Raw genomic sequence first — 18,310 nt, forward strand, 5'->3', positions numbered from 1 at the left:
AACCCGTAGAACGCGCTGAAGGTAGTTGGCGTGGCGCCACCCCTGCCACCGACACCTGCGCCGGACACCTGACCGCGGCCGTGATCCCAGTCACCACCCCGACGCCCACCGATCGCCGCGGCATCTCCTCATCCGACTTGATTCGAAAGGCCGGCAATGGCTGCTGACACTTCTCAAGGTCGCGAAGTATTCTCCACCCGCATAGCGTTCCTGCTGGCGGCGATCGGTTCCGCCGTGGGCCTGGGTAATATTTGGCGCTTCCCCTACGTCGCCTATGAAAATGGCGGCGGCGCATTCCTGATCCCCTACATGGTGGCTCTGATCACCGCGGGTATCCCCCTCCTCTTCCTCGATTACGCCATGGGACACCGGTTCCGTGGCTCCGCTCCCCTCGCCTACCGTCGCCTGCGGACGTGGGCCGAGCCGGTCGGTTGGGTGCAGGTCGGCGTCTGTTTCATCATCACGATCTACTACGCGGCCATCATCGGCTGGGCGGCGCTCTACACCCTGAAGTCCTTCAACACGGCGTGGGGCAGCGATCCCAACACCTACTTCTTCGAGGACTTCCTCAAGTTCGACAGCACCCAGATGATCTCGATGGACATCGTCCCGCAGATCGCCCTCGCGCTGGCGTTCGTGTGGGTCCTGGCGATCATCGTTCTCGCGATGGGCGTGGACGAGGGCATCGGACGCATCTCCAAGGTGTTCATGCCGATCCTGACGGTGCTGTTCATCCTCGTGGTCGGTTACTCCGTCACCCTGGAGGGGGCGGCTGAGGGCCTCGACGCCTTCTTCACCCCGAACTGGGCCGCGCTGAGCGATCCGGGCGTGTGGGTCGCCGCGTACGGCCAGATCTTCTTCTCCCTGTCGATCTGCTTCGGCATCATGCTGACGTACTCCTCCTACCTCAAGCCGCGCACCAACCTGACCGGCACCGGCCTGGTGACCGCGTTCGCGAACTCCTCCTTCGAAGTGCTCGCCGGCATCGGTGTCTTCTCCGCCCTCGGCTACATGGCCGTGCAGCAGAACGTCGCCGTGGACGAGGTCGCCACCTCCGGCATCGGTCTGGCGTTCATCGCCTTCCCGACGATCATCAACCAGATGCCCCTGGGACCGGTCTTCGGTGTCATGTTCTTCGGCTGCCTGACGGTCGCCGGCTTCACTTCACTGTTCTCCCTCCTCGAGGTCGTCGTCTCCGCGGTCAAGGACAAGCTCAACCTGCCGCGCAAGGCCACGGCTCTCGGTGTCGGTGTCGTCATGACCCTGATCTCCCTGACACTGTTCGCCACGACCTCCGGTCTCGCGACGCTCGACATCATGGACAAGTTCGTCAACAACATCGGCATCGTCGGCATCGCGCTGATCGCCATCATCATCCTCGACTGGGTTCTGCGTCGCGCGGACGAGATGGCGCTGCACCTCAACGCGGTGTCCAGCTTCCGGGTCGGCAACCTGTGGCGGATCTGCGTCGTGAACATCACCACGATCGTTCTCGGTTACACCCTCCTCCAGGAGCTCATCAGCCTCGTCCAGGAGAACTACGGCGGGTACACCGACCTCCAGATCAACATCTGGGGCTGGGGCGTCGTCGGGTTGATCCTCGTCGCAGCGGTCGTCATGAGCCTCGTCCCGTGGCGCGGCAACATCGCCCTGGTCGGTCCCCCCGGCTCCGACTTCGGCGTCGACCCCGACCTGCAGCTCGAGATCACCACCCCGCAGAAATACGATCCGCAGCGCCCGCGGCACGCCGGCTTCGCGGTCGAACAGTTAGGAGCCCGCAAATGAGTGGCATCGCAATCATGATGATGATCCTGTTCATGGTGGTCATCTGGGGCGGCCTCCTGGTCAGCATCCTCGCCCTGCGCAAGCACCCCGATGATTCCTCCGGGATCCTCGGCGACTCGCACCTCGCGACGGACGACGTCCTGATCGAGCAGGAGAAGGCCGGTCCCCCGGCCCGCAACACCGACTAGACGGTCCGACCCCGGACCGAAACCCCGCCCCGGGCCGTGCTTCACGGCCCGGGGCGGGGTTTTCCGTTCGCCCACTCGAGCCACGGATACACCCGGTCAGCACCTCCGCGACCCACCATCGGGGCACCGTGTTCAGGCTCACGGTGATTTAGGGCAGTATGGGGACTGTGACCGACGCCCGCGATTCATCCGACCGCGTCTCCGGCAGCAGGCTCGGAGACAGCTCGACGCTGCCCGGGTCCTTCGACTCGGCAGCATCGCCGCACCCGACGACAGCCAACGAACCCCTACGCGGGCCGGAAATCCTGGCCGACGAGGCCTCCCGGACGTTCGAGGAATTCCAGCCCGACGCCCCCATCGACCGGTCGGTGATCATCGCCGAAGGGCTGCGCGAGTTCGCGGCGTGGTGTCTCCGTCTGCTGATCGTCTCCGCCGCGACCTACATGGTCGGGTTCGTTCTGCTGAAGGTCTGGCAGGGTGTTCTGCCGGTCGTCCTCGCACTGATCGTCTCCTCCGTTCTCTACCAGCCCGCCCACTGGCTCCGACGACACGGCGTGCCCGGTGCGCTCGCCGCGATCGTCACGATTCTCGGGACCCTCGCACTGTTCAGCGGGGTGATCGCACTCATGGCCCCGAGCGTCGCACGGCAGTCGCAGGCCCTCTACTACCAGGCGTTCGAGGGGGTCCAGCGCGTCCAGCTGTGGCTGCAGGATCCACCGGTCCAGTTCCGGGGCAACGATCTGGGTGACTGGCTCGCCGAGGGGGCGACGTGGATGCAGAAGCAGGCCTCGACGATCGCCGGCGAGATCTTCGCCGGACTCGGGGTGGCCTCGACGATCCTCATCATGCTCGGTATCGTCCTCGTGCTGACGTTCTTCTTCCTCAAGGATGGGGACCGTTTCCTGCCCTGGCTGCGGGAGGTCACGGGCCCGAGGATCGGCTGGCACCTGACCGAACTTCTGACCCGTTCCTGGAACACTCTGTCGGGCTTCATCCGTGCACAGGCGGTCGTGGCGATGATGGACGCCCTGTTCATCGGTCTCGGGCTCGTGCTGATCGGGGTCCCGATGGCGCTCGTGCTCGCGGTGCTCACCTTCATCGCCGGATTCATCCCCATCGTCGGTGCCGTCGTCGCGGGCGCACTGGCGGTGCTCATCGCGTTCGTGTCCCTGGGAATGACCGAAGCGGTCCTGGTGCTGATACTCGTGATCGCGGTCCAGCAGTTCGAGGGCTACGTCCTCTCCCCCTGGCTCCAGTCGAAGGCGATGAACCTGCACCCGGTGATCGTGCTGGTCTCCGTGACCGTCGGCGGTGGCCTGTTCGGCATCATCGGGGCGTTCCTCGCGGTGCCGACGGCCGCCATGGTCGCCGTGCTCTTCCGGTACCTCTCGGACATGGTCGCGTTGCGCGCGGGCGAGAAGACCGCGGACCAGATCGTCTTCGCCACCGTCGCCGGGTCGCTGACAGCCCGCCACGGCGAGGAGGCGGGACGCCGGATGCGGGCGGCGCGACGCTCTGCCGGTGACGGGCACGGTGGCCTCCGCACCGCTGGCGGGGAGACCGACGTCAGCGCCTCCCCTGCCCCCGCAACCTCCCGAACCCGTTTCCAGGACCTCACCTCGAGATTCGTACACCTTTTCGACACGCCGCGTCACTGACGCCTCCGTGTCCGGGGCGGATGGCACAGTGGTGGCCATGAGTCCGACCACCACCTTCTTCCTCGCCCTCGCTCTGGGCATCGCCCTCGGAGCGGCACTCGGTTGGCTCGCCCGCGGGCAGAGTTCCAGGGCGACCGCGACCGACATCGAGCGACTGGCGGAGCTCGCCTCCGCACAACTCCGGGCGGACACCGCCGAGCGCACCTCTGCAGCAGCCGAACAGCTCACCGGCAGGGTCAGCACATCCCTCGCACCACTGCAGCAGGCGGTGGTGCAGCTGAGTCAGCAGGTCCGTGCCCTGGAGCAGGAGCGGGTCGAGGCCTACGCCGCACTGAGCAGTCAGGTGCAGTCGATGACGAGGACATCGACGATGCTGTCGGACCGGACGGGCAAACTCGTCACGGCGCTGCGCGCACCCCAGGTCCGGGGCCGGTGGGGCGAGATGCAACTGGAGCGGGTCGTGGAGATGGCCGGCATGGTGCGGTACTGCGACTTCGACACCCAGGTATCCGCACGCGGCACGGAGGGCACGCTGCGGCCCGATCTCGTGGTGCGCCTGTCCGGGGGCCGGACGATCATCGTGGACTCCAAGGTCCCCTTCTCCGCGTATCTGGATGCGCTGGACACCGAGGACCCGGAGGAACACGCGGCCCACCTCCGCCGCCACGCGCACCAGCTGCGCAGCCACGTCAATCAGTTGTCCTCCAAGAACTACTCCGCGGCGTTCGACCGGACACCCGAGTTCACCGTGCTCTTCGTCCCGGCGGACCCCTTCCTCGACGCCGCGTTGACCACGGACCCCGAACTCCTCGAGCACGCCTTCTCCCGGAACATCATTCTCGCGACCCCGACGACGCTGGTGGCGCTCCTGCGCACGGTGGGACTCGGCTGGCAGCAGGAAGCGGTGAATGAGCAGGCGGCCACGATCCACCGGCTCGGGCGGCAGCTGTACTCCCGGCTGAACACCATGGCGGAGCACTACAACAAGGTGGGTGCGGCGCTGGACCGCGCCGTGGACGCCTACAACTCGACGCTGGGTTCACTGGAATCCCGGGTGATGGTCACCGCCCGCACACTGAGCGAGATGGACGCCGGTCCCACGGGGAACACCCGTCCCACGCCACCACGTCCCGCGACGGGCAGGGGCCGGAGGATCATTCCGATGGAGGATTCCGGTGTCCCGGAGAGCGAAACAGGAGGGGCCTGACGGACCAGATACGGCCTCGCCACGGGGTGACGGTACCGAAATTCAGCGCCGGAGTCGGTAACATAGCGTCCCGTGCCCCAGCAGCCCCAGAATCGGTCGAGTTCCCGACGCCCCGGCCCCCCGGTCCGGCGCGCCGGAATTCCGACGTGGTGCTGCCCCGTCATCATGATCCTGGCGCTGGCGCTGGGTACGTTCATCAGCATCAATCAGCAGCAGATCGGCGGTGCCTATCTCGGCATCTTCTCCGCGGCGGCCCTCGGATGCACCCTGTTCGTGGTTCCACGGGGTCTCTGGCTGACCACCGCCGCCATGCCGTTGATGTTCGGAATCGCCACGCCCGTCGCCGCCTGGACGATAGCCCGCTCCACCGCCGCGGAGGGCAGTGACGCGTTTTCCGCGACAGGTATCGCCACGGCCATATATCCGCTGGCCCAGCATTTCCCGATCCTCGCGGCGACCACCGTCGGTTGCATCCTGATCGCCGTGCTGCGCTTCACCCGGGTGCGTCAGCTGCAGATCATCGCCGAACGCACCCACCGACAGGCCCGCAGGCAGATCACCGACGCGGAACACCGCAACATCGCGACCACATCCAGGGCGCGCAGTGTCAGTTCCCGGGCCCGCCGGGAGAAGGTCGAGGGGGACACTCGCCCGACCGTCGCGGAGCTCCGTCGGAAGACCATGGAGGAGGAGTCCGCGCGGCGCCGTCGGGTGCGTCCGGATTCCGGGGACTCCCGCCGCAGTGGTGGACAGCGCCCGACCCAGCGGCCCGGCGAGGGTTCCCGCAGACCGGCCCAACCGCGGGTGCCCGCGGACGACCGGGGCAATACACCACGTCCACGACGTGTCGTTAGTCCCGGGCAGCACGAGGCCGGCAGCGGCAGGCCCGGCACGCGCAAGGACCCGGGCCATGAAGCCCGCCGGGCACGTCCGGATGAACGCTATTCCGTCGGGGAACCGGCCCGTCGCCGGGTACAGGATCCCCGGGAGCAGCGGCAGCGGGAGGACTACTCGGAGTTCCCGCGTGGCCCCCGCCAGCGCCCTGTGGCACGACCGCAGCGCCCCCGTAGGGATCATCATCTCATCGGAAACGACCGGGGCCCTGAAGCTCCCGCAGCCCGCCACACCCGTCCGGACCAGGCTGCGAGCCGCTCCCCGGAACCGGATGAGAAGTCCCGGGCGCCGCAGACACCACCGAAGCGGCGTCCGCGATGGTTGGACGACGATCTCTACAGCTGAGTCGCACTGGACCGATCAGCGACCATTCAGCCCCTCACCCTGTTGCCACCGGGGAACCGCGACCGCTCGACCGCAGCAGTCCGGCCAGCCGACTTCAATCCCCTCTCCCCGTCGCCTTCGGAGTCCAGGCAGTTCGGGGGGTTCAGTGGATCGGCCAACTCGAAATCGGCGTCCGGGACCACCACGTCGGCCGGTGCAACCCGAAACGAATTCCTGCCGGAGGGAATCCGGGGTCTCCGTTGTCGCCGTTGAACCGGTGGGTCTGCGACGGTGTGCGGAGACGCGGTGCGTTCCCGCATTCCCCTTCGCTACGGCAACCACAGGACGGGCGAGAGCACCATCATCATCCGGAGACCGGGACAGACCCCGTCGATGCGGCGCTTGACCGACCTGCGCGCAGGCCCCGACGGGGACGGTGTATCCGACTGACCGGGCGAGTTTTTCTAGCTGGGTTCCCTGATCCGGGTTTCACGCTGACCGCCGTACCCCGCATCGCTACCCGTGTGACGACGCCCGCGATACCGGGCAAACGACCCGGTCGGTGCCTATGCCGGTCAGCGACGCCCGACGGAGTCCTTCGGACGCAGGTCACGGGGAAGGGCGAAGACCAGTTTCTCCGCGGCGGTGGTGACCTCCTCGACTTTCGAGTAGCCGTGCTCTGCGAGGAGCTCGAGGACATCGCGGACGAGGATCTCCGGCACGGAGGCGCCGGAGGTCACGCCGACGCAGCTGACCCCCTCGAACCACGCGGTGTCCACCTGCGAGGCGTAGTCGACGAGATAGCTCGCGTCGGTACCGGCCTGGAGGGCGACCTCGACGAGGCGCTTGGAGTTCGAGGAATTCTGGGACCCGACGACGATCATCAGCTGGCACTGCTCGGCGATGGCCTTGACCGCCACCTGGCGGTTCTGGGTCGCGTAGCAGATGTCGTCGGAGGGCGGATCCTGGAGCTGGGGGTACTTCTGCTTCAGCAGGTTGACGATGGTCATGGTCTCGTCGACGGAGAGCGTGGTCTGGGACAGCCAGATGAGTTTCTCGCTGCCGTCGAAGTCGAGCTTCTCCACTCCCTCGACGCCGTCGACGAGGTGGACGACCTCCGGGGCCTCGCCGGCGGTACCCTCGACCTCCTCGTGTCCCTCGTGCCCGATGAGCAGGATCTGGTATCCCTGCTTCGCGAACCGCTTCACCTCGTTGTGGACCTTGGTGACGAGCGGACAGGTGGCGTCCAGCGTCTTGAGGTCGAGTGTCCTGGCCTCCGCGTGCACGGCGGGGCTGACGCCGTGTGCGGAGAATACGAGATGCGCGCCCTCCGGCACCTGAAAGGTCTCGTCGACGAAGATCGCCCCACGTTCGGCGAGGGTGTCCACGACATATCGGTTGTGCACGATCTCCTTACGCACGTACACCGGGGCGCCGTACTTCTCCAGGGCCCGCTCGACGGTCTCGACCGCGCGGTCGACTCCGGCACAGTAGCCGCGCGGGGCGGCGAGCAGGACCTTTTTTTCAGTGGCAACGGGTGACGTCATGGGCTACAGCGTAACCAAAGGTCCGGTTAAACGCCTACAATCAGGGTTTCGGAACCGGCCGAGGGCACGGTTCCCCGCCGCCCACGATCCCGAGTTCCCGATAGGAGAAGCGCGCCTGTGAGTCCCGCAGCTCCCTCCGCCGACAACCCCTGGCCCGTCCGGGAGGTGAACGCCAAGGTTAAGGCGTGGATCGAACGGTTGGGACACATCTGGGTGGAGGGCCAACTCACGCAGATCAACGCCAAACCGACCTGGAAGCTGTCCTACCTCACCCTCCGCGACACGGAAGCGGACGCCAGCGTGCAGCTCACGTGTTACACGTCGCTGCTCCGCAACTCACCGGCTCCCCTGCGCGACGGGGAGCGCGTGATCGTCCACGGCAAGCCCGCGTTCTACCCGGGGCGGGGCAGTTTCTCGTTGTGGGTGACCGAGATCCGCCCGGTGGGGATCGGTGAATTGCTCGCCCGGATCGAGATGCTGCGCCGGACCCTGGCCGCCGAGGGACTCTTCGACCCGGACCGGAAGAAGCACCTCCCGTATCTGCCGAACTGCGTCGGGCTGATCACCGGCCGGGGTTCCGCCGCCGAGCGAGACGTGCTCTCGGTCGCGAGGGACCGGTGGCCGGAGGTTCGTTTCCGGGTCATCAACACACCGGTCCAGGGTGCGACGGCCGCCCCCGAGATCATCCGGGCGCTGGAGACCCTCGACGCCGATCCGGAGGTCGACGTCATCATCATCGCCCGCGGGGGCGGCTCAGTGGAGGATCTCCTGCCGTTCTCGGAGGAATCCCTGCAGCGGGCCGTCGCCGCCGCCGCTACGCCGGTGGTCAGCGCGATCGGGCATGAACCGGACACCCCGGTGCTGGACAACGTGGCGGATCTGCGCGCGGCCACCCCCACGGACGCCGCGAAGCGGGTCGTCCCCGATGTCGCCGAACAGCGGGCACTGATCCAGGAACTGCGCGCACGGAGCGCCCAGGCGCTGCGCGGCTGGGTGCAGCGCCAGTGGGAGGGACTGCGGGACCTGCGCAGCCGCCCCGTCCTCGCCGACCCGATGCTGCCGATCACCCGGCGTTCGGACGAGCTCGCGCAGTTCGTCCGGCATCTCCGCGTCCAGGTGACCCATGATCTGGACCGGCAGGAGACCCGTATCCAGGCGCTCCGGTCGAGGGTGTCCACCCTGGGGCCGTCTGCGACGCTCGCCCGAGGCTACGCTGTCGTGCAGGTGGGACCGGCAGGAGCCGAACCCGAGGTGGTCACCTCGATCGACCAGACCCCGCCCGGGAGCCAGCTGCGGATCCGGGTCGCCGACGGCGCGATCACCGCGGCGACCATGGCGACCCGCCCGGCTGACTGACCGGAACAACCACCAGAGACCGATACAGGAGAGAGACGACGTGAACAGTGACGCAGTAGGTACGGGGCGGCCGAAGGAGAACGCCTTTCCCCCGGTCTCGGAGCTCAGCTACGAGGCCGCGCGGGATGAGCTGGTCGAGATCGTCAAGATCCTGGAACACGGACAGATGCCGCTCGACGAGTCCCTTAAGTTCTGGGAGCGGGGTGAGGCACTCGCCAAACGCTGCGAGGAGCATCTCGACGGTGCCCGGAACCGGGTCGAGGCCATCCTGCGATCCGACGACGGGGACCTGCCGGCGGAGGACGTCCCGGACTCCGATTGACACCGACTTCCGGTTCGCTCCGGGTCAGTTCCGGATCGGCTCGGCGGCCAGGGTGTTGTGGATCAGCTGATTGAATTCCTGTTCATCGGCGGTTCCCGCGAACACGAGGGTGACATCGCTCAGGGTGGTCGTCCAGACGGTGTCGGCGGTGTCCTCGAAGGGCGTCCAGACAGTGAACTCCCGACCGTCCACCTCACGGGTTCCGTTGACTTCGCGGGGATGGGCGTCCATCTGCTCCACGGCGTCTTCCGCAGGCTGATCCGTCTGCAGGAGCTGGAGATACCCCCGCTCCGCGGTGACCCAGCCGATGAGGGGGGCGGGCGTGTTGTTGACCGGGTGTCGGCGGGCGGAGTTGGCCACCCAGCCCTCCGGACTGTCGGGCAGTCTGACCGGGAAGGTCACGGCGCGGGCCTGGAGGTCGAGGAAACTCTGCGCGTCAACCTCGCGGACAGGTCCGTTCTCCACGGGATCCTTGCGGAGGGAACACATGCCGGTGAACGTGACGACGAGCGCCATGATGACGACGATGACCAGCAGAGACATGACCATGTCCCTGCTGTCCTGGAAGATACGGGGTTTGTTTTCGGCCACGGACACCAGTATGTCAGAACCTTCCCCGCGGGTTCCCGACCGGTTGACGGTGGGATCAGGCGGGGCCGGATACCTCGGTACGGGGGTGAAACAGACATCGGGACCGCACAGGTTGCCCCCCACGGTGCCCAGAAAGTGCAAGAATGGGAGACAGCGGACGCACGGACAGACCCGGCCGCAGTACCGCACACGTGGCTCGTGCGGGGATGCGCCGGGTGCGCCTCCTGGAGGAACATGGCTGCGCGCCCGCAGCTGACAGACACATGACCTACGACTACAAAACAAGCGGTCATATTCCGTCCCGCCTGCTGTGCCGGGTGTCTCCCGGGGCACGGTTGAGGGGCGGGGCCGCACATGAGCGCCTTACAGGAGGCACTGACATCATGAGCATCGAGAAACCCGAGCGTCCCGACCGCAACCTCGCGATGGAACTCGTCCGCGTCACCGAGGCAGGCGCACTGGCATCCGGCAGGTGGGTTGGACGAGGAAAGAAGAACGAGGGCGACGGCGCTGCAGTCGATGCGATGCGAAAGCTCATCAACTCCGTCAACATGCGTGGTGTCATCGTCATCGGTGAGGGTGAGAAGGACGAAGCCCCCATGCTGTTCAACGGCGAGGAGGTCGGTACCGGTGAAGGCGCCGACGTCGACATCGCCGTCGACCCGGTCGATGGTACGACGCTGATGGCGGAAGGCCGGCCGAACGCCATCTCCGTGCTCGCCGCAGCGGAGCGTGGTTCGATGTACGACCCGTCCGCGGTCTTCTACATGGACAAGATCGCGTGCGGCCCGGAGTCGGCAGGCAAGATCGACATCCTCGCCCCCGTCGAGTACAACATCAAGGCCGTCGCGAAGGGCAAGGGAATCCCGGTGCACGACGTGACCGTCGTCGTACTGGACCGTCCGCGTCACCGTTCGCTGATCGCGGACATCCGCGAGGCCGGCGCGAAGATCCGCCTCATCCGCGACGGTGACGTCGCAGGCGCGGTCGCGGCCGCACAGACCACCAACTCGGTGGACCTGATGATGGGTATCGGCGGCACCCCGGAGGGCATCATCACCGCGTGCGCGATGAAGTGCATGGGCGGCGAGATCCAGGGCAAGCTCCACCCCACCAGCGACGAGGAGCGCCAGCGTGCACTCGACGCCGGCCATGATCTCGACCGGGTGCTGTTCACCGACGATCTCGTCCGCTCGGACAACTGCTACTTCGTCGCGACCGGTGTGACCAAGGGCGACATGCTGCGGGGCGTTACCTACCGCGCGTCCTCCGCGACGACGCGTTCCCTGGTCATGCGCTCCCGTTCCGGCACGGTTCGCCACATCGAGTCGGTGCACCAGCTCGCGAAGCTCCAGGAGTACTCGGTCGTCGACTACGGCTCCTAGATCGTTCCGGTGCCCGGGGCCGCATGACCCGGGCCGCCTGAGGGCGTCAGTCCCGGTCACCGGGGCGGGCGCCCTCACCGCATTTCGGGAGGAACACAAACACGATCGAGGGGAAGCCACCTCCCGACTGTCACCCCCGAATGTGTGCACACGCAACCGCCGACCGCCGCCCTGCCCTGCGATCTGCTTCACACGACACCGTTCAGGGTGACGGGGACCTGACGGACCCGGGGGTTTTCCGCCATACTTGGACCAGCTGCACCGCACTACGTCCGGGTCGCCCTTCCGCGTCTCCCGGACACCTCCGCGGTGCGACATCCACACACACAATGAAGAGGTTGGTTATTCATGACTGAGCAGGAATTCCGCATCGAACATGACACCATGGGCGAGGTCAAGGTACCGGCGAAGGCCCTGTGGCGTGCCCAGACCCAGCGTGCGGTCGAGAACTTCCCGATCTCCGGCCGCGGCCTGGAGTCCGCGCAGATCCGCGCGATGGGTCTGCTTAAGGCGGCCTGCGCCCGCGTGAATCTCGACCGTGGCCTGCTCGACGAGGAGAAGGCCAACGCCATCATCGCCGCCGCGAAGGAGATCGCCGACGGCAAGCACGACGACGAGTTCCCCATCGACGTCTTCCAGACCGGTTCGGGCACCTCGTCCAACATGAACACCAATGAGGTCATCGCCTCCATCGCCGGGCGAAACGGGGTCGAGGTCCACCCGAACGACCACGTCAACATGGGCCAGTCCTCGAACGACACCTTCCCCACCGCGACGCATGTCGCCGCCACCGAGGCCGCGGTCAAGGACCTCATCCCGGGTCTGAAGGTCCTGCAGGAGTCCCTGGCGAAGAAGGCCGCTGAGTGGGAGAACGTCGTCAAGTCCGGCCGCACCCACCTGATGGACGCCGTCCCGGTCACCCTCGGCCAGGAGTTCTCGGGCTACGCCCGCCAGATCGAGGCCGGTATCGAGCGGGTCGAGGCCACCCTCCCCCGCCTGGGTGAGCTGCCGATCGGCGGTACCGCCGTCGGCACCGGCCTGAACACCCCGGCCGACTTCGGCGCCAAGGTTACCGTGGAGCTCAAGGACCTGACCGGTGTCGAGGAACTGCGCGAGTGCGTGAACCACTTCGAGGCTCAGGCCAACCGCGACGCGCTGGTCGAGTTCTCCGGTGCCATGCGCACCATCGCCGTATCCCTGAACAAGATCGCCAACGACATCCGCTGGATGGGCTCCGGCCCGCTCACCGGCCTGGGTGAGATCCACCTGCCCGACCTGCAGCCCGGCTCCTCCATCATGCCCGGCAAGGTCAACCCGGTCCTGTGTGAGACCGCGACCCAGGTTGCCGCACAGGTCATCGGCAACGATGCCGCGGTCGCCTTCGGCGGCTCGCAGGGCGCGTTCGAGCTGAACGTGTTCATCCCGGTCATGGCCCGTAACGTCCTTGAGTCCGCACGCCTGCTGGCCAACACCTCGCGTGTGTTCGCGGAGCGGCTCGTCGACGGCATCGAGCCGAACGAGGAGCGCATGAAGACGCTGGCAGAGTCCTCCCCGTCCATCGTGACCCCCCTCAACTCGGCCATCGGCTACGAGAACGCCGCGAAGGTCGCGAAGACGGCACTGAAGGAAGGCAAGACCATCCGCCAGACGGTGATCGATCTCGGCTTCGTCGACGGCGACAAGCTCACCGAGGAAGAGCTGGACAAGCGCCTCGACGTGCTCGCGATGTGCAACACGGACCGCGACGCGAAGTAGTTTCCCGCAGCTCCATCCCATCCGTCCGTGTGGGATCCCGACCCCCGCAGCCGTTCTCGCGCTGCGGGGGTTTCGCGTGTTTCCGCGGGACTCTCCGCCGGATAGTGGTCGGTGTCACGAACCCGCCGCGCGCGACCTGATTTCACTCAGTGTATTTTTACACCCGGTGCACTTTTTGGGCGTATGGTCAGATGTATGACCAACGACAATCTCCCGCTGCGCGAGGCGAAGCGGCTGGCGACACGAGCGGCGATAGACGATCACGCGACGCGGCTCGTCCTCGAGCACGGATTCGACGCTGTCACCGTCGAGGACATCTGTTCGGCCGCGGGTATCTCAAGACGCACGTTCTTCAACTACGTCGACTCCAAGGAAACCGCCGTCATCGGGGAACACCCCCGACCCCTGACCGAGGATGAGATAGCCGATTTCGTCTGGGACCGTCATCCGGATCTCTTCCACGCGGTGATGCGGTGCGCGTTCCGGATGAGCAACCTCTTCCGGCCCTGTGCCGGCGACCTGGCCACACCGTGCACGGTCGACACCGGCGAGCTGCTGCGCCGACGGAGGCAGATCTGCCGGGCGGAACCCAAGCTCTCCCTCCAACGGACCGCCAGATATCCGGACATCCACGAGAGCCTGATCGACACCGTCACCGCCTACCTCGAGGCATGGCCCGCCGAACGAAGGCTCCCGGCGACCGAACCCCGAACCGAGGCGATGACCGTCGTCGCCGTCGCCACCACCGCGATCCGACTCGGATTCCACCTGTGGATGGAGGGATCCGATCCGTCGGCGGACGGCCTGCGAACCCGGTGCGCCGATGCGCTCGAGGACATGACCCGACTACTAGCGAAGGGAGATGAGGAGGCGTGAGCCGGCCTCTGACCACCACCCCGCCCGAGGTAGCGTCCCCCACCCCGTCGGAACAACCCCGACTACCACTGATCTTCACCGCACTGATCCTGGCCATGCTGATGAGTTCCCTCGGCCAGATGATCTTCTCCGCGGCACTCCCGACGATCGTCGGTGAACTGGGCGGGGTCGAACACATGACCTGGGTCATCACCGCATTCCTCCTCGGCCAGACGATCTCACTGCCGATCTTCGGGAAACTGGGCGATCAGTTCGGCCGGAAGCACCTCTTCATGTTCGCGGTCTGCCTCTTCATGGCGGGCTCCGCACTGGGTGGCTTCGCGGACTCGATGGACGTCCTCATCCTGGCCCGGGCGATTCAGGGGGTCGCCGGTGGTGGACTCATGATCCTCTCCCAGGCGATCACCGCCGACGTCGTCTCCGCCAGGCGACGGGGAAAGTACATGGGGATCATGGGATCGGTGTTCGGATTGTCATCCGTACTCGGTCCCGTGCTCGGTGGTTGGTTCACCGACGGCCCCGGCTGGCGGTGGGGCCTCTGGTTGAACATCCCGATGGGCGCCCTGACACTCCTCGGTATCGCACTGTTCCTCACACTGCCGAACCATGCGCAGGGTGGGAGGCTCGACTGGGCGGGGATGGCGACGATGGCACTGGCCACGACGAGTTTCATCCTCACCGTCACCTGGGGAGGCAGGGAACACGAGTGGACCTCGCCGGTGATCCTCGGATTGATCACCTCCGCCGTGGTGTTCTCCGTTCTCTTCATCATCGTGGAGCGGAGGGCCCGGGATCCACTGGTCCCGATGTGGCTGTTCAGCAACCACAATTTCCGGCTGACGACCGCCGCCGGCCTCATCGCGGGGATCTTCATGTTCGGCTCACTGGCGTACATGCCGACCTATCTGCAAATGGTCCACTCCATGAGTCCGACCGAGGCCGGCCTCATGATGGTGCCGATGATGATCGGCCTGATGGGCACGTCGATCGTCGTCGGCGCGCTGGTCACCCGGACCGGCAGATACCGGATCTATCCGGTCGTCGGAATGGCGGTCACCGGACTCGCACTGTGGTTGTTGTCCGGCCTCTCCTATGAATCCCCGTTCCTCGAGGTCGGAGGGTACCTGTTCGTGCTCGGATTCGGCCTCGGCTGTGCGATGCAGATCCTCGTCCTCATAGTCCAGAACTCGTTCCCCGTCGCGGTGGTCGGGACCGCGACCGCGGCGAACAACTTCTTCCGGCAGATCGGCGGGGCCGCCGGTTCCGCCCTGGTCGGTGGAATCTTCGTGAGCAACCTCTCCGGTCTGCTCACCGACCGCCTCCCGGCCGCACTGTCTCAACTCGGCGAGGAGGCTGCGGAGACCGGTGCGAAGATCTCGGAACACGGCGCCAACCTGACCCCGGGCCTGGTGCAGTCGCTGCCCGACCCGGTCCGTGTCGCCATCGACGCCGCCTACAGTGATGCGCTCACCCCGGTGTTCGCGCTGCTCGCGCCCCTCGCCGTACTCTCCGCGGTGGTTCTGTTCTTCGTCCACGAGGAACAGCTGAAGGAGACCGTCGCCTGACGGTCACGCCACGCCGGAGCCCCGAGAAAACGACGTGGACGGCCTCCCTCACCGGGAAGCCGTCCATGTCGGTGCGCGCGGCGGAAAAGAACGGAAAAACTCAGACGGCTTCGGGCTTGGGGAGGAGCTTCTCCCAGATGATGGTGTCGCGCCACTGTCCGGCGAGCTCACCGTAGGGCATCTTCGCGAGGTGGCTCAGTGTTCCCGCCTTCTCGAAGCCCCGGGACTGGTGGAGCTTCGTCGAGCCAGTGTTCTCCGGGAAGATCCACGAGTGGATGGCCCACTTCTCCAGCTCGATGCATTTTTCGATGAGGGTATCCAGCAGAGCGCCGGCCACCCCACGCCCCTGTGCCCTCGGGTCGATGTAGATCGAGTCCTCGACGACCCCGTGGAAGACCTCGCGCTGCGAGATCGGTGCCGCGGAGACCCACCCCAGGACCGTCTCATTGTCGGACCGTTCGACAGCCACGAAAGCACATTCCATGATCTTGCGGCCGTTGAATTCCTCCCATGTCAACGCGTGCCGTTCATAGCTGGCGTGACCGGTGTCGAGCCCACGTTCGTAGATGTGCCGGACCTGGTCGTAGTCGTCCTCGGTCAGCGGTCGGATGATGAAGTCGCGTTCAGACATGACCCGAAGAATATTGTGCGGGAACCCACACGGCAACCTGAGAATTCGCCGGAGTTTCTGACCGGTGTCAATTCAGCTGCTCCCGGACCGGAATCCCGGTGTACCGAAACGAAAGAATCCCCGGCAGCCGCCGGGGATTCTCTCATCCGACACTCACTTCCCGATCAGACGAGGAACTGGGTGTCCGGGGTCCGAACTAGTTCTTCTCGACCGTGGGGCCCCAGGTGCCGTCGGTCTGCGACCAGATGATGTCACCGTGCTCGAAGTTCTGGGTCCAGCCGTTGCCGTCCTGGCGCTCGACCTCGTACGCGGTGGGCATACCGAGCTCGGACTCGAGGCCACCCTCGGACATCCAGGTCTCGGCGATCTTGCCGTTCAGGCGCTGCGCACCGGTGTCCTTGGAGTAGGCGATGTAGTGGCCCTCGTTGAAGGCGGCGAGGTAACGGCCGTCCTTCTCCTCGAGATCGGTCAGCTTGCCGAGGTGACCGGCGGTGCCCCCCATGGACTCGTACATCTCGACGATCGGGGTCGGGACGGCGACCTCCTTGCCTGCGGCGTCGGTGACGTCGGTCTTGTGCTCGGCGTCGTTCATCGCGTCCTTCGCGCCGTCCTTGGCGTCATCGGCCGCATCCTTGGCCTTGTCGGCGCCGTCCTTGGTCGCGTCCTTGACGTCATCGGCCGCATCCTTGGCAGCCTCCTTGACGTCGGTCGCCGCATCCTTCGCGGCGTCCTTGGCGTCCTCTGCGCCTTCCTTGACCGCGTCACCGGCGTCGCCGGCGGCCTCAGAGACCTTGTCGGTTGCGGAGTCCAGGTCTTCCTTGGCCTCCTGCGAGCAGGCCACGGCGCTGAAAGAGATGCCCAGTGCGGCGACACCGGCGAGAATACGGGTACGGGTCTTCTTGGTCATTGAGAATCAAATCCTAAGCATGTAGTTGGTCAGTGCATCATCTACTATGACACCGCTGAGAGAATGATGCCAATCCTGATACATGACCGTCACCCTCCCGACACAACACTGTGATAATACCTTTTAGGTTCGCCTGACCTGGGAACACCGTTCACTTGCGTCGGCGGCGGCGTGCCGCACCGGCCCCGCCGCGGCCCACGGGCTTACGCCGTGAGGCGTCCCCGGAGGCGGTCCGGCGCGCTTTCTTCGCCGCCGCCTTCTCCGACGCACTCCGCTTCGGTTGAGCGGTTCGTGAGCTGGCCTCCGTCCGCCCCCTGGCGATGCCGACGAAGTCCTGGATCATGTCACAGTCATCGACCACCCGCCACACGAGAGCGATCGTCGTCGGCCGTCCGTCGCGGTACCCGCGGTTCTCGGTACGGCGGGAACCGAGTCGCCTCAGCAGCGGACGCGGGGCAAGGACGGCACCCACACCCGTCGCGACGATGTCCACAGCCTCCCCCACCGCCCGGATGTCGACGGAGCCGTCGACATCCGGGCGGTAGAAGACCGTCTGGTCCGAGATGTCGTCCACGCCGAGCGTGTCGGCGAGAGTGAGTTCACTGTCCTTGGGGACCGCGATCCCGGGCTCCTCCTCGTAGAGGCGCACGAGGTGGTACGTGTCGTCGATCCGGGGATCCGGGAGCCGGACGAGGGCCAGGTCCACCCGACCGTCGATGAGCTCCGCCATCGGATCGACACTTTCCCCGGCCACCGGTTCCCCGTGACCGGTCCGTTCCCCGAACCTGTCGAACCACTTCCCCGGCGCCGTACCCGTGACGAAACCGATGGACAGGGCGGGCTCGGAGCTACGGGGTTTCATACCGGGAATGTTACCGTGAAGCAATGACAGAGTCTGAAGTACGTCCGCCTTCAAGTACCGCGATGAAACCGCTCACCGCCGCCAAGAAACTGGGTATCTACCTGCCCGCGGCACCGGAGGAGTTCCAGCGCAATGCGCTGACCCACGCGGAGTTCGTCGAACTGCAGCAGAATCCCCCGCAGTGGCTGACCGAGCTGCGCGCCACCGGCCCCCATCCCCGTCCCGAGGTCGCCCGGAAACTGGGGATCACCGTCGCGGCGCTCAAGCGCAACGACATGGACCGGCCGCTGACGACCGCGGAGATCAAGGATCTTCTCGCCGATCAACCGGAATGGCTGCGGAAGGCCCGGACCACACTCGCCGAGGAGCGGGCGGCCGCAGCCGCCCGCGAAGCCGCCGCCGGGGACTCCGCGGAAACCGGTGACACCCCGGACGAGGGATAGCGCCCCATCAGCCC

General features: G+C 66.3%; 17 protein-coding genes. 12 read left to right on the forward strand and 5 right to left on the reverse strand.

Going from position 1 to position 18,310, the window contains the following annotated elements; all coding sequences use genetic code 11:
- Positions 1 to 156: 156 nt before the first annotated feature.
- The 5 genes from JDV75_RS01500 to JDV75_RS01520 all read left to right on the forward strand — a co-directional run bounded on the left by JDV75_RS01500 (position 157) and on the right by JDV75_RS01520 (position 6,077).
- Positions 157 to 1,785: a sodium-dependent transporter gene (locus tag JDV75_RS01500; protein WP_198737483.1), complete on the forward strand. Its 1,629-nt coding sequence runs from the start codon at positions 157 to 159 to the stop codon at positions 1,783 to 1,785.
- Positions 1,782 to 1,973 (forward strand): methionine/alanine import NSS transporter subunit MetS, encoded by a 192-nt coding sequence (metS, locus tag JDV75_RS01505; RefSeq protein ID WP_198735548.1) that lies wholly within the window; start codon positions 1,782 to 1,784, stop codon positions 1,971 to 1,973. Before JDV75_RS01500 ends, metS begins: the two co-directional genes overlap by 4 nt.
- 167 nt (positions 1,974 to 2,140) lie before the next feature.
- Positions 2,141 to 3,631, forward strand: coding sequence for an AI-2E family transporter (locus tag JDV75_RS01510; protein WP_472843700.1), 1,491 nt, complete (start codon positions 2,141 to 2,143; stop codon positions 3,629 to 3,631).
- A gap of 37 nt (positions 3,632 to 3,668) precedes the next feature.
- Positions 3,669 to 4,838, forward strand: coding sequence for a DNA recombination protein RmuC (locus JDV75_RS01515; protein WP_198737485.1), 1,170 nt, complete (start codon positions 3,669 to 3,671; stop codon positions 4,836 to 4,838).
- A 72-nt stretch (positions 4,839 to 4,910) separates the two neighbouring features.
- Positions 4,911 to 6,077, forward strand: a complete 1,167-nt coding sequence (locus tag JDV75_RS01520; protein WP_198737486.1) for a DUF6542 domain-containing protein — start codon at positions 4,911 to 4,913, stop codon at positions 6,075 to 6,077.
- A gap of 554 nt (positions 6,078 to 6,631) precedes the next feature.
- Here JDV75_RS01520 and JDV75_RS01525 read toward each other — a convergent pair.
- On the reverse strand, positions 6,632 to 7,603 hold the full coding sequence (locus JDV75_RS01525) for a 4-hydroxy-3-methylbut-2-enyl diphosphate reductase (RefSeq protein ID WP_198737487.1): 972 nt from the start codon (positions 7,601 to 7,603) through the stop codon (positions 6,632 to 6,634).
- A 117-nt stretch (positions 7,604 to 7,720) separates the two neighbouring features.
- Here JDV75_RS01525 and xseA point away from each other — a divergent pair, with 117 nt between their 5' ends.
- On the forward strand, positions 7,721 to 8,959 hold the full coding sequence (gene xseA, locus JDV75_RS01530; RefSeq protein ID WP_198737488.1) for an exodeoxyribonuclease VII large subunit: 1,239 nt from the start codon (positions 7,721 to 7,723) through the stop codon (positions 8,957 to 8,959).
- Between the two features lie 40 nt (positions 8,960 to 8,999).
- Positions 9,000 to 9,281: an exodeoxyribonuclease VII small subunit gene (locus JDV75_RS01535; RefSeq protein ID WP_198737489.1), complete on the forward strand. Its 282-nt coding sequence runs from the start codon at positions 9,000 to 9,002 to the stop codon at positions 9,279 to 9,281.
- 24 nt (positions 9,282 to 9,305) lie between these two features.
- On the opposite strand, the gene JDV75_RS01540 is transcribed toward JDV75_RS01535, so the two are convergent.
- Complete coding sequence (locus JDV75_RS01540) at positions 9,306 to 9,872, reverse strand: DUF4245 family protein (RefSeq protein WP_198737490.1); 567 nt, start codon at positions 9,870 to 9,872, stop codon at positions 9,306 to 9,308.
- Between the two features lie 383 nt (positions 9,873 to 10,255).
- Here JDV75_RS01540 and glpX point away from each other — a divergent pair, with 383 nt between their 5' ends.
- The 4 genes from glpX (at position 10,256) to JDV75_RS01560 (ending at position 15,453) form a co-directional block, all read left to right on the forward strand.
- The gene (gene glpX, locus JDV75_RS01545) at positions 10,256 to 11,257 is read left to right on the forward strand and encodes a class II fructose-bisphosphatase (RefSeq protein ID WP_198737491.1); all 1,002 of its coding nucleotides are present in this window, start codon (positions 10,256 to 10,258) and stop codon (positions 11,255 to 11,257) included.
- Positions 11,258 to 11,605: 348 nt separating this feature from the next.
- Positions 11,606 to 13,012: a class II fumarate hydratase gene (locus tag JDV75_RS01550; RefSeq protein WP_198737492.1), complete on the forward strand. Its 1,407-nt coding sequence runs from the start codon at positions 11,606 to 11,608 to the stop codon at positions 13,010 to 13,012.
- A gap of 195 nt (positions 13,013 to 13,207) precedes the next feature.
- Positions 13,208 to 13,888, forward strand: coding sequence for a TetR family transcriptional regulator (locus JDV75_RS01555; RefSeq protein WP_198737493.1), 681 nt, complete (start codon positions 13,208 to 13,210; stop codon positions 13,886 to 13,888).
- A gap of 8 nt (positions 13,889 to 13,896) precedes the next feature.
- Positions 13,897 to 15,453, forward strand: coding sequence for an MDR family MFS transporter (locus JDV75_RS01560; protein ID WP_255520494.1), 1,557 nt, complete (start codon positions 13,897 to 13,899; stop codon positions 15,451 to 15,453).
- Positions 15,454 to 15,553: 100 nt separating this feature from the next.
- Here the strand turns inward: JDV75_RS01560 and JDV75_RS01565 are convergent, their stop codons facing one another.
- The 3 genes from JDV75_RS01565 to JDV75_RS01575 all read right to left on the reverse strand — a co-directional run bounded on the left by JDV75_RS01565 (position 15,554) and on the right by JDV75_RS01575 (position 17,853).
- Complete coding sequence (locus tag JDV75_RS01565; protein WP_198737494.1) at positions 15,554 to 16,084, reverse strand: GNAT family N-acetyltransferase; 531 nt, start codon at positions 16,082 to 16,084, stop codon at positions 15,554 to 15,556.
- A gap of 196 nt (positions 16,085 to 16,280) precedes the next feature.
- Positions 16,281 to 16,991, reverse strand: a complete 711-nt coding sequence (locus tag JDV75_RS01570; protein ID WP_198737495.1) for an LGFP repeat-containing protein — start codon at positions 16,989 to 16,991, stop codon at positions 16,281 to 16,283.
- Positions 16,992 to 17,142: 151 nt separating this feature from the next.
- The gene (locus JDV75_RS01575; RefSeq protein WP_198737496.1) at positions 17,143 to 17,853 is read right to left on the reverse strand and encodes a type 2 periplasmic-binding domain-containing protein; all 711 of its coding nucleotides are present in this window, start codon (positions 17,851 to 17,853) and stop codon (positions 17,143 to 17,145) included.
- Positions 17,854 to 17,876: 23 nt separating this feature from the next.
- Between JDV75_RS01575 and JDV75_RS01580 the strand changes: the two genes are divergently transcribed.
- Entirely contained in the window at positions 17,877 to 18,296 is a 420-nt protein-coding gene (locus JDV75_RS01580) for a DUF5997 family protein (protein WP_198737497.1), read from the forward strand.
- The last annotated feature ends 14 nt before the right edge of the window (positions 18,297 to 18,310 follow it).

It is taken from the genome of Corynebacterium meridianum, assembly GCF_016342265.1.
Classification (GTDB): domain Bacteria; phylum Actinomycetota; class Actinomycetes; order Mycobacteriales; family Mycobacteriaceae; genus Corynebacterium; species Corynebacterium meridianum.

Coding starts and splice junctions, on each gene's coding strand:
- JDV75_RS01500 (WP_198737483.1), top strand. CDS start 157: ATGGCTGCTGACACTTCTCAAGGTCGCGAAGTATTCTCCACCCGCATA.
- JDV75_RS01570 (WP_198737495.1), bottom strand. CDS start 16,991: ATGACCAAGAAGACCCGTACCCGTATTCTCGCCGGTGTCGCCGCACTG.
- JDV75_RS01515 (WP_198737485.1), top strand. CDS start 3,669: ATGAGTCCGACCACCACCTTCTTCCTCGCCCTCGCTCTGGGCATCGCC.
- JDV75_RS01580 (WP_198737497.1), top strand. CDS start 17,877: ATGACAGAGTCTGAAGTACGTCCGCCTTCAAGTACCGCGATGAAACCG.
- glpX (WP_198737491.1), top strand. CDS start 10,256: ATGAGCATCGAGAAACCCGAGCGTCCCGACCGCAACCTCGCGATGGAA.
- JDV75_RS01525 (WP_198737487.1), bottom strand. CDS start 7,603: ATGACGTCACCCGTTGCCACTGAAAAAAAGGTCCTGCTCGCCGCCCCG.
- JDV75_RS01565 (WP_198737494.1), bottom strand. CDS start 16,084: ATGTCTGAACGCGACTTCATCATCCGACCGCTGACCGAGGACGACTAC.
- JDV75_RS01575 (WP_198737496.1), bottom strand. CDS start 17,853: ATGAAACCCCGTAGCTCCGAGCCCGCCCTGTCCATCGGTTTCGTCACG.
- metS (WP_198735548.1), top strand. CDS start 1,782: ATGAGTGGCATCGCAATCATGATGATGATCCTGTTCATGGTGGTCATC.
- JDV75_RS01555 (WP_198737493.1), top strand. CDS start 13,208: ATGACCAACGACAATCTCCCGCTGCGCGAGGCGAAGCGGCTGGCGACA.
- JDV75_RS01550 (WP_198737492.1), top strand. CDS start 11,606: ATGACTGAGCAGGAATTCCGCATCGAACATGACACCATGGGCGAGGTC.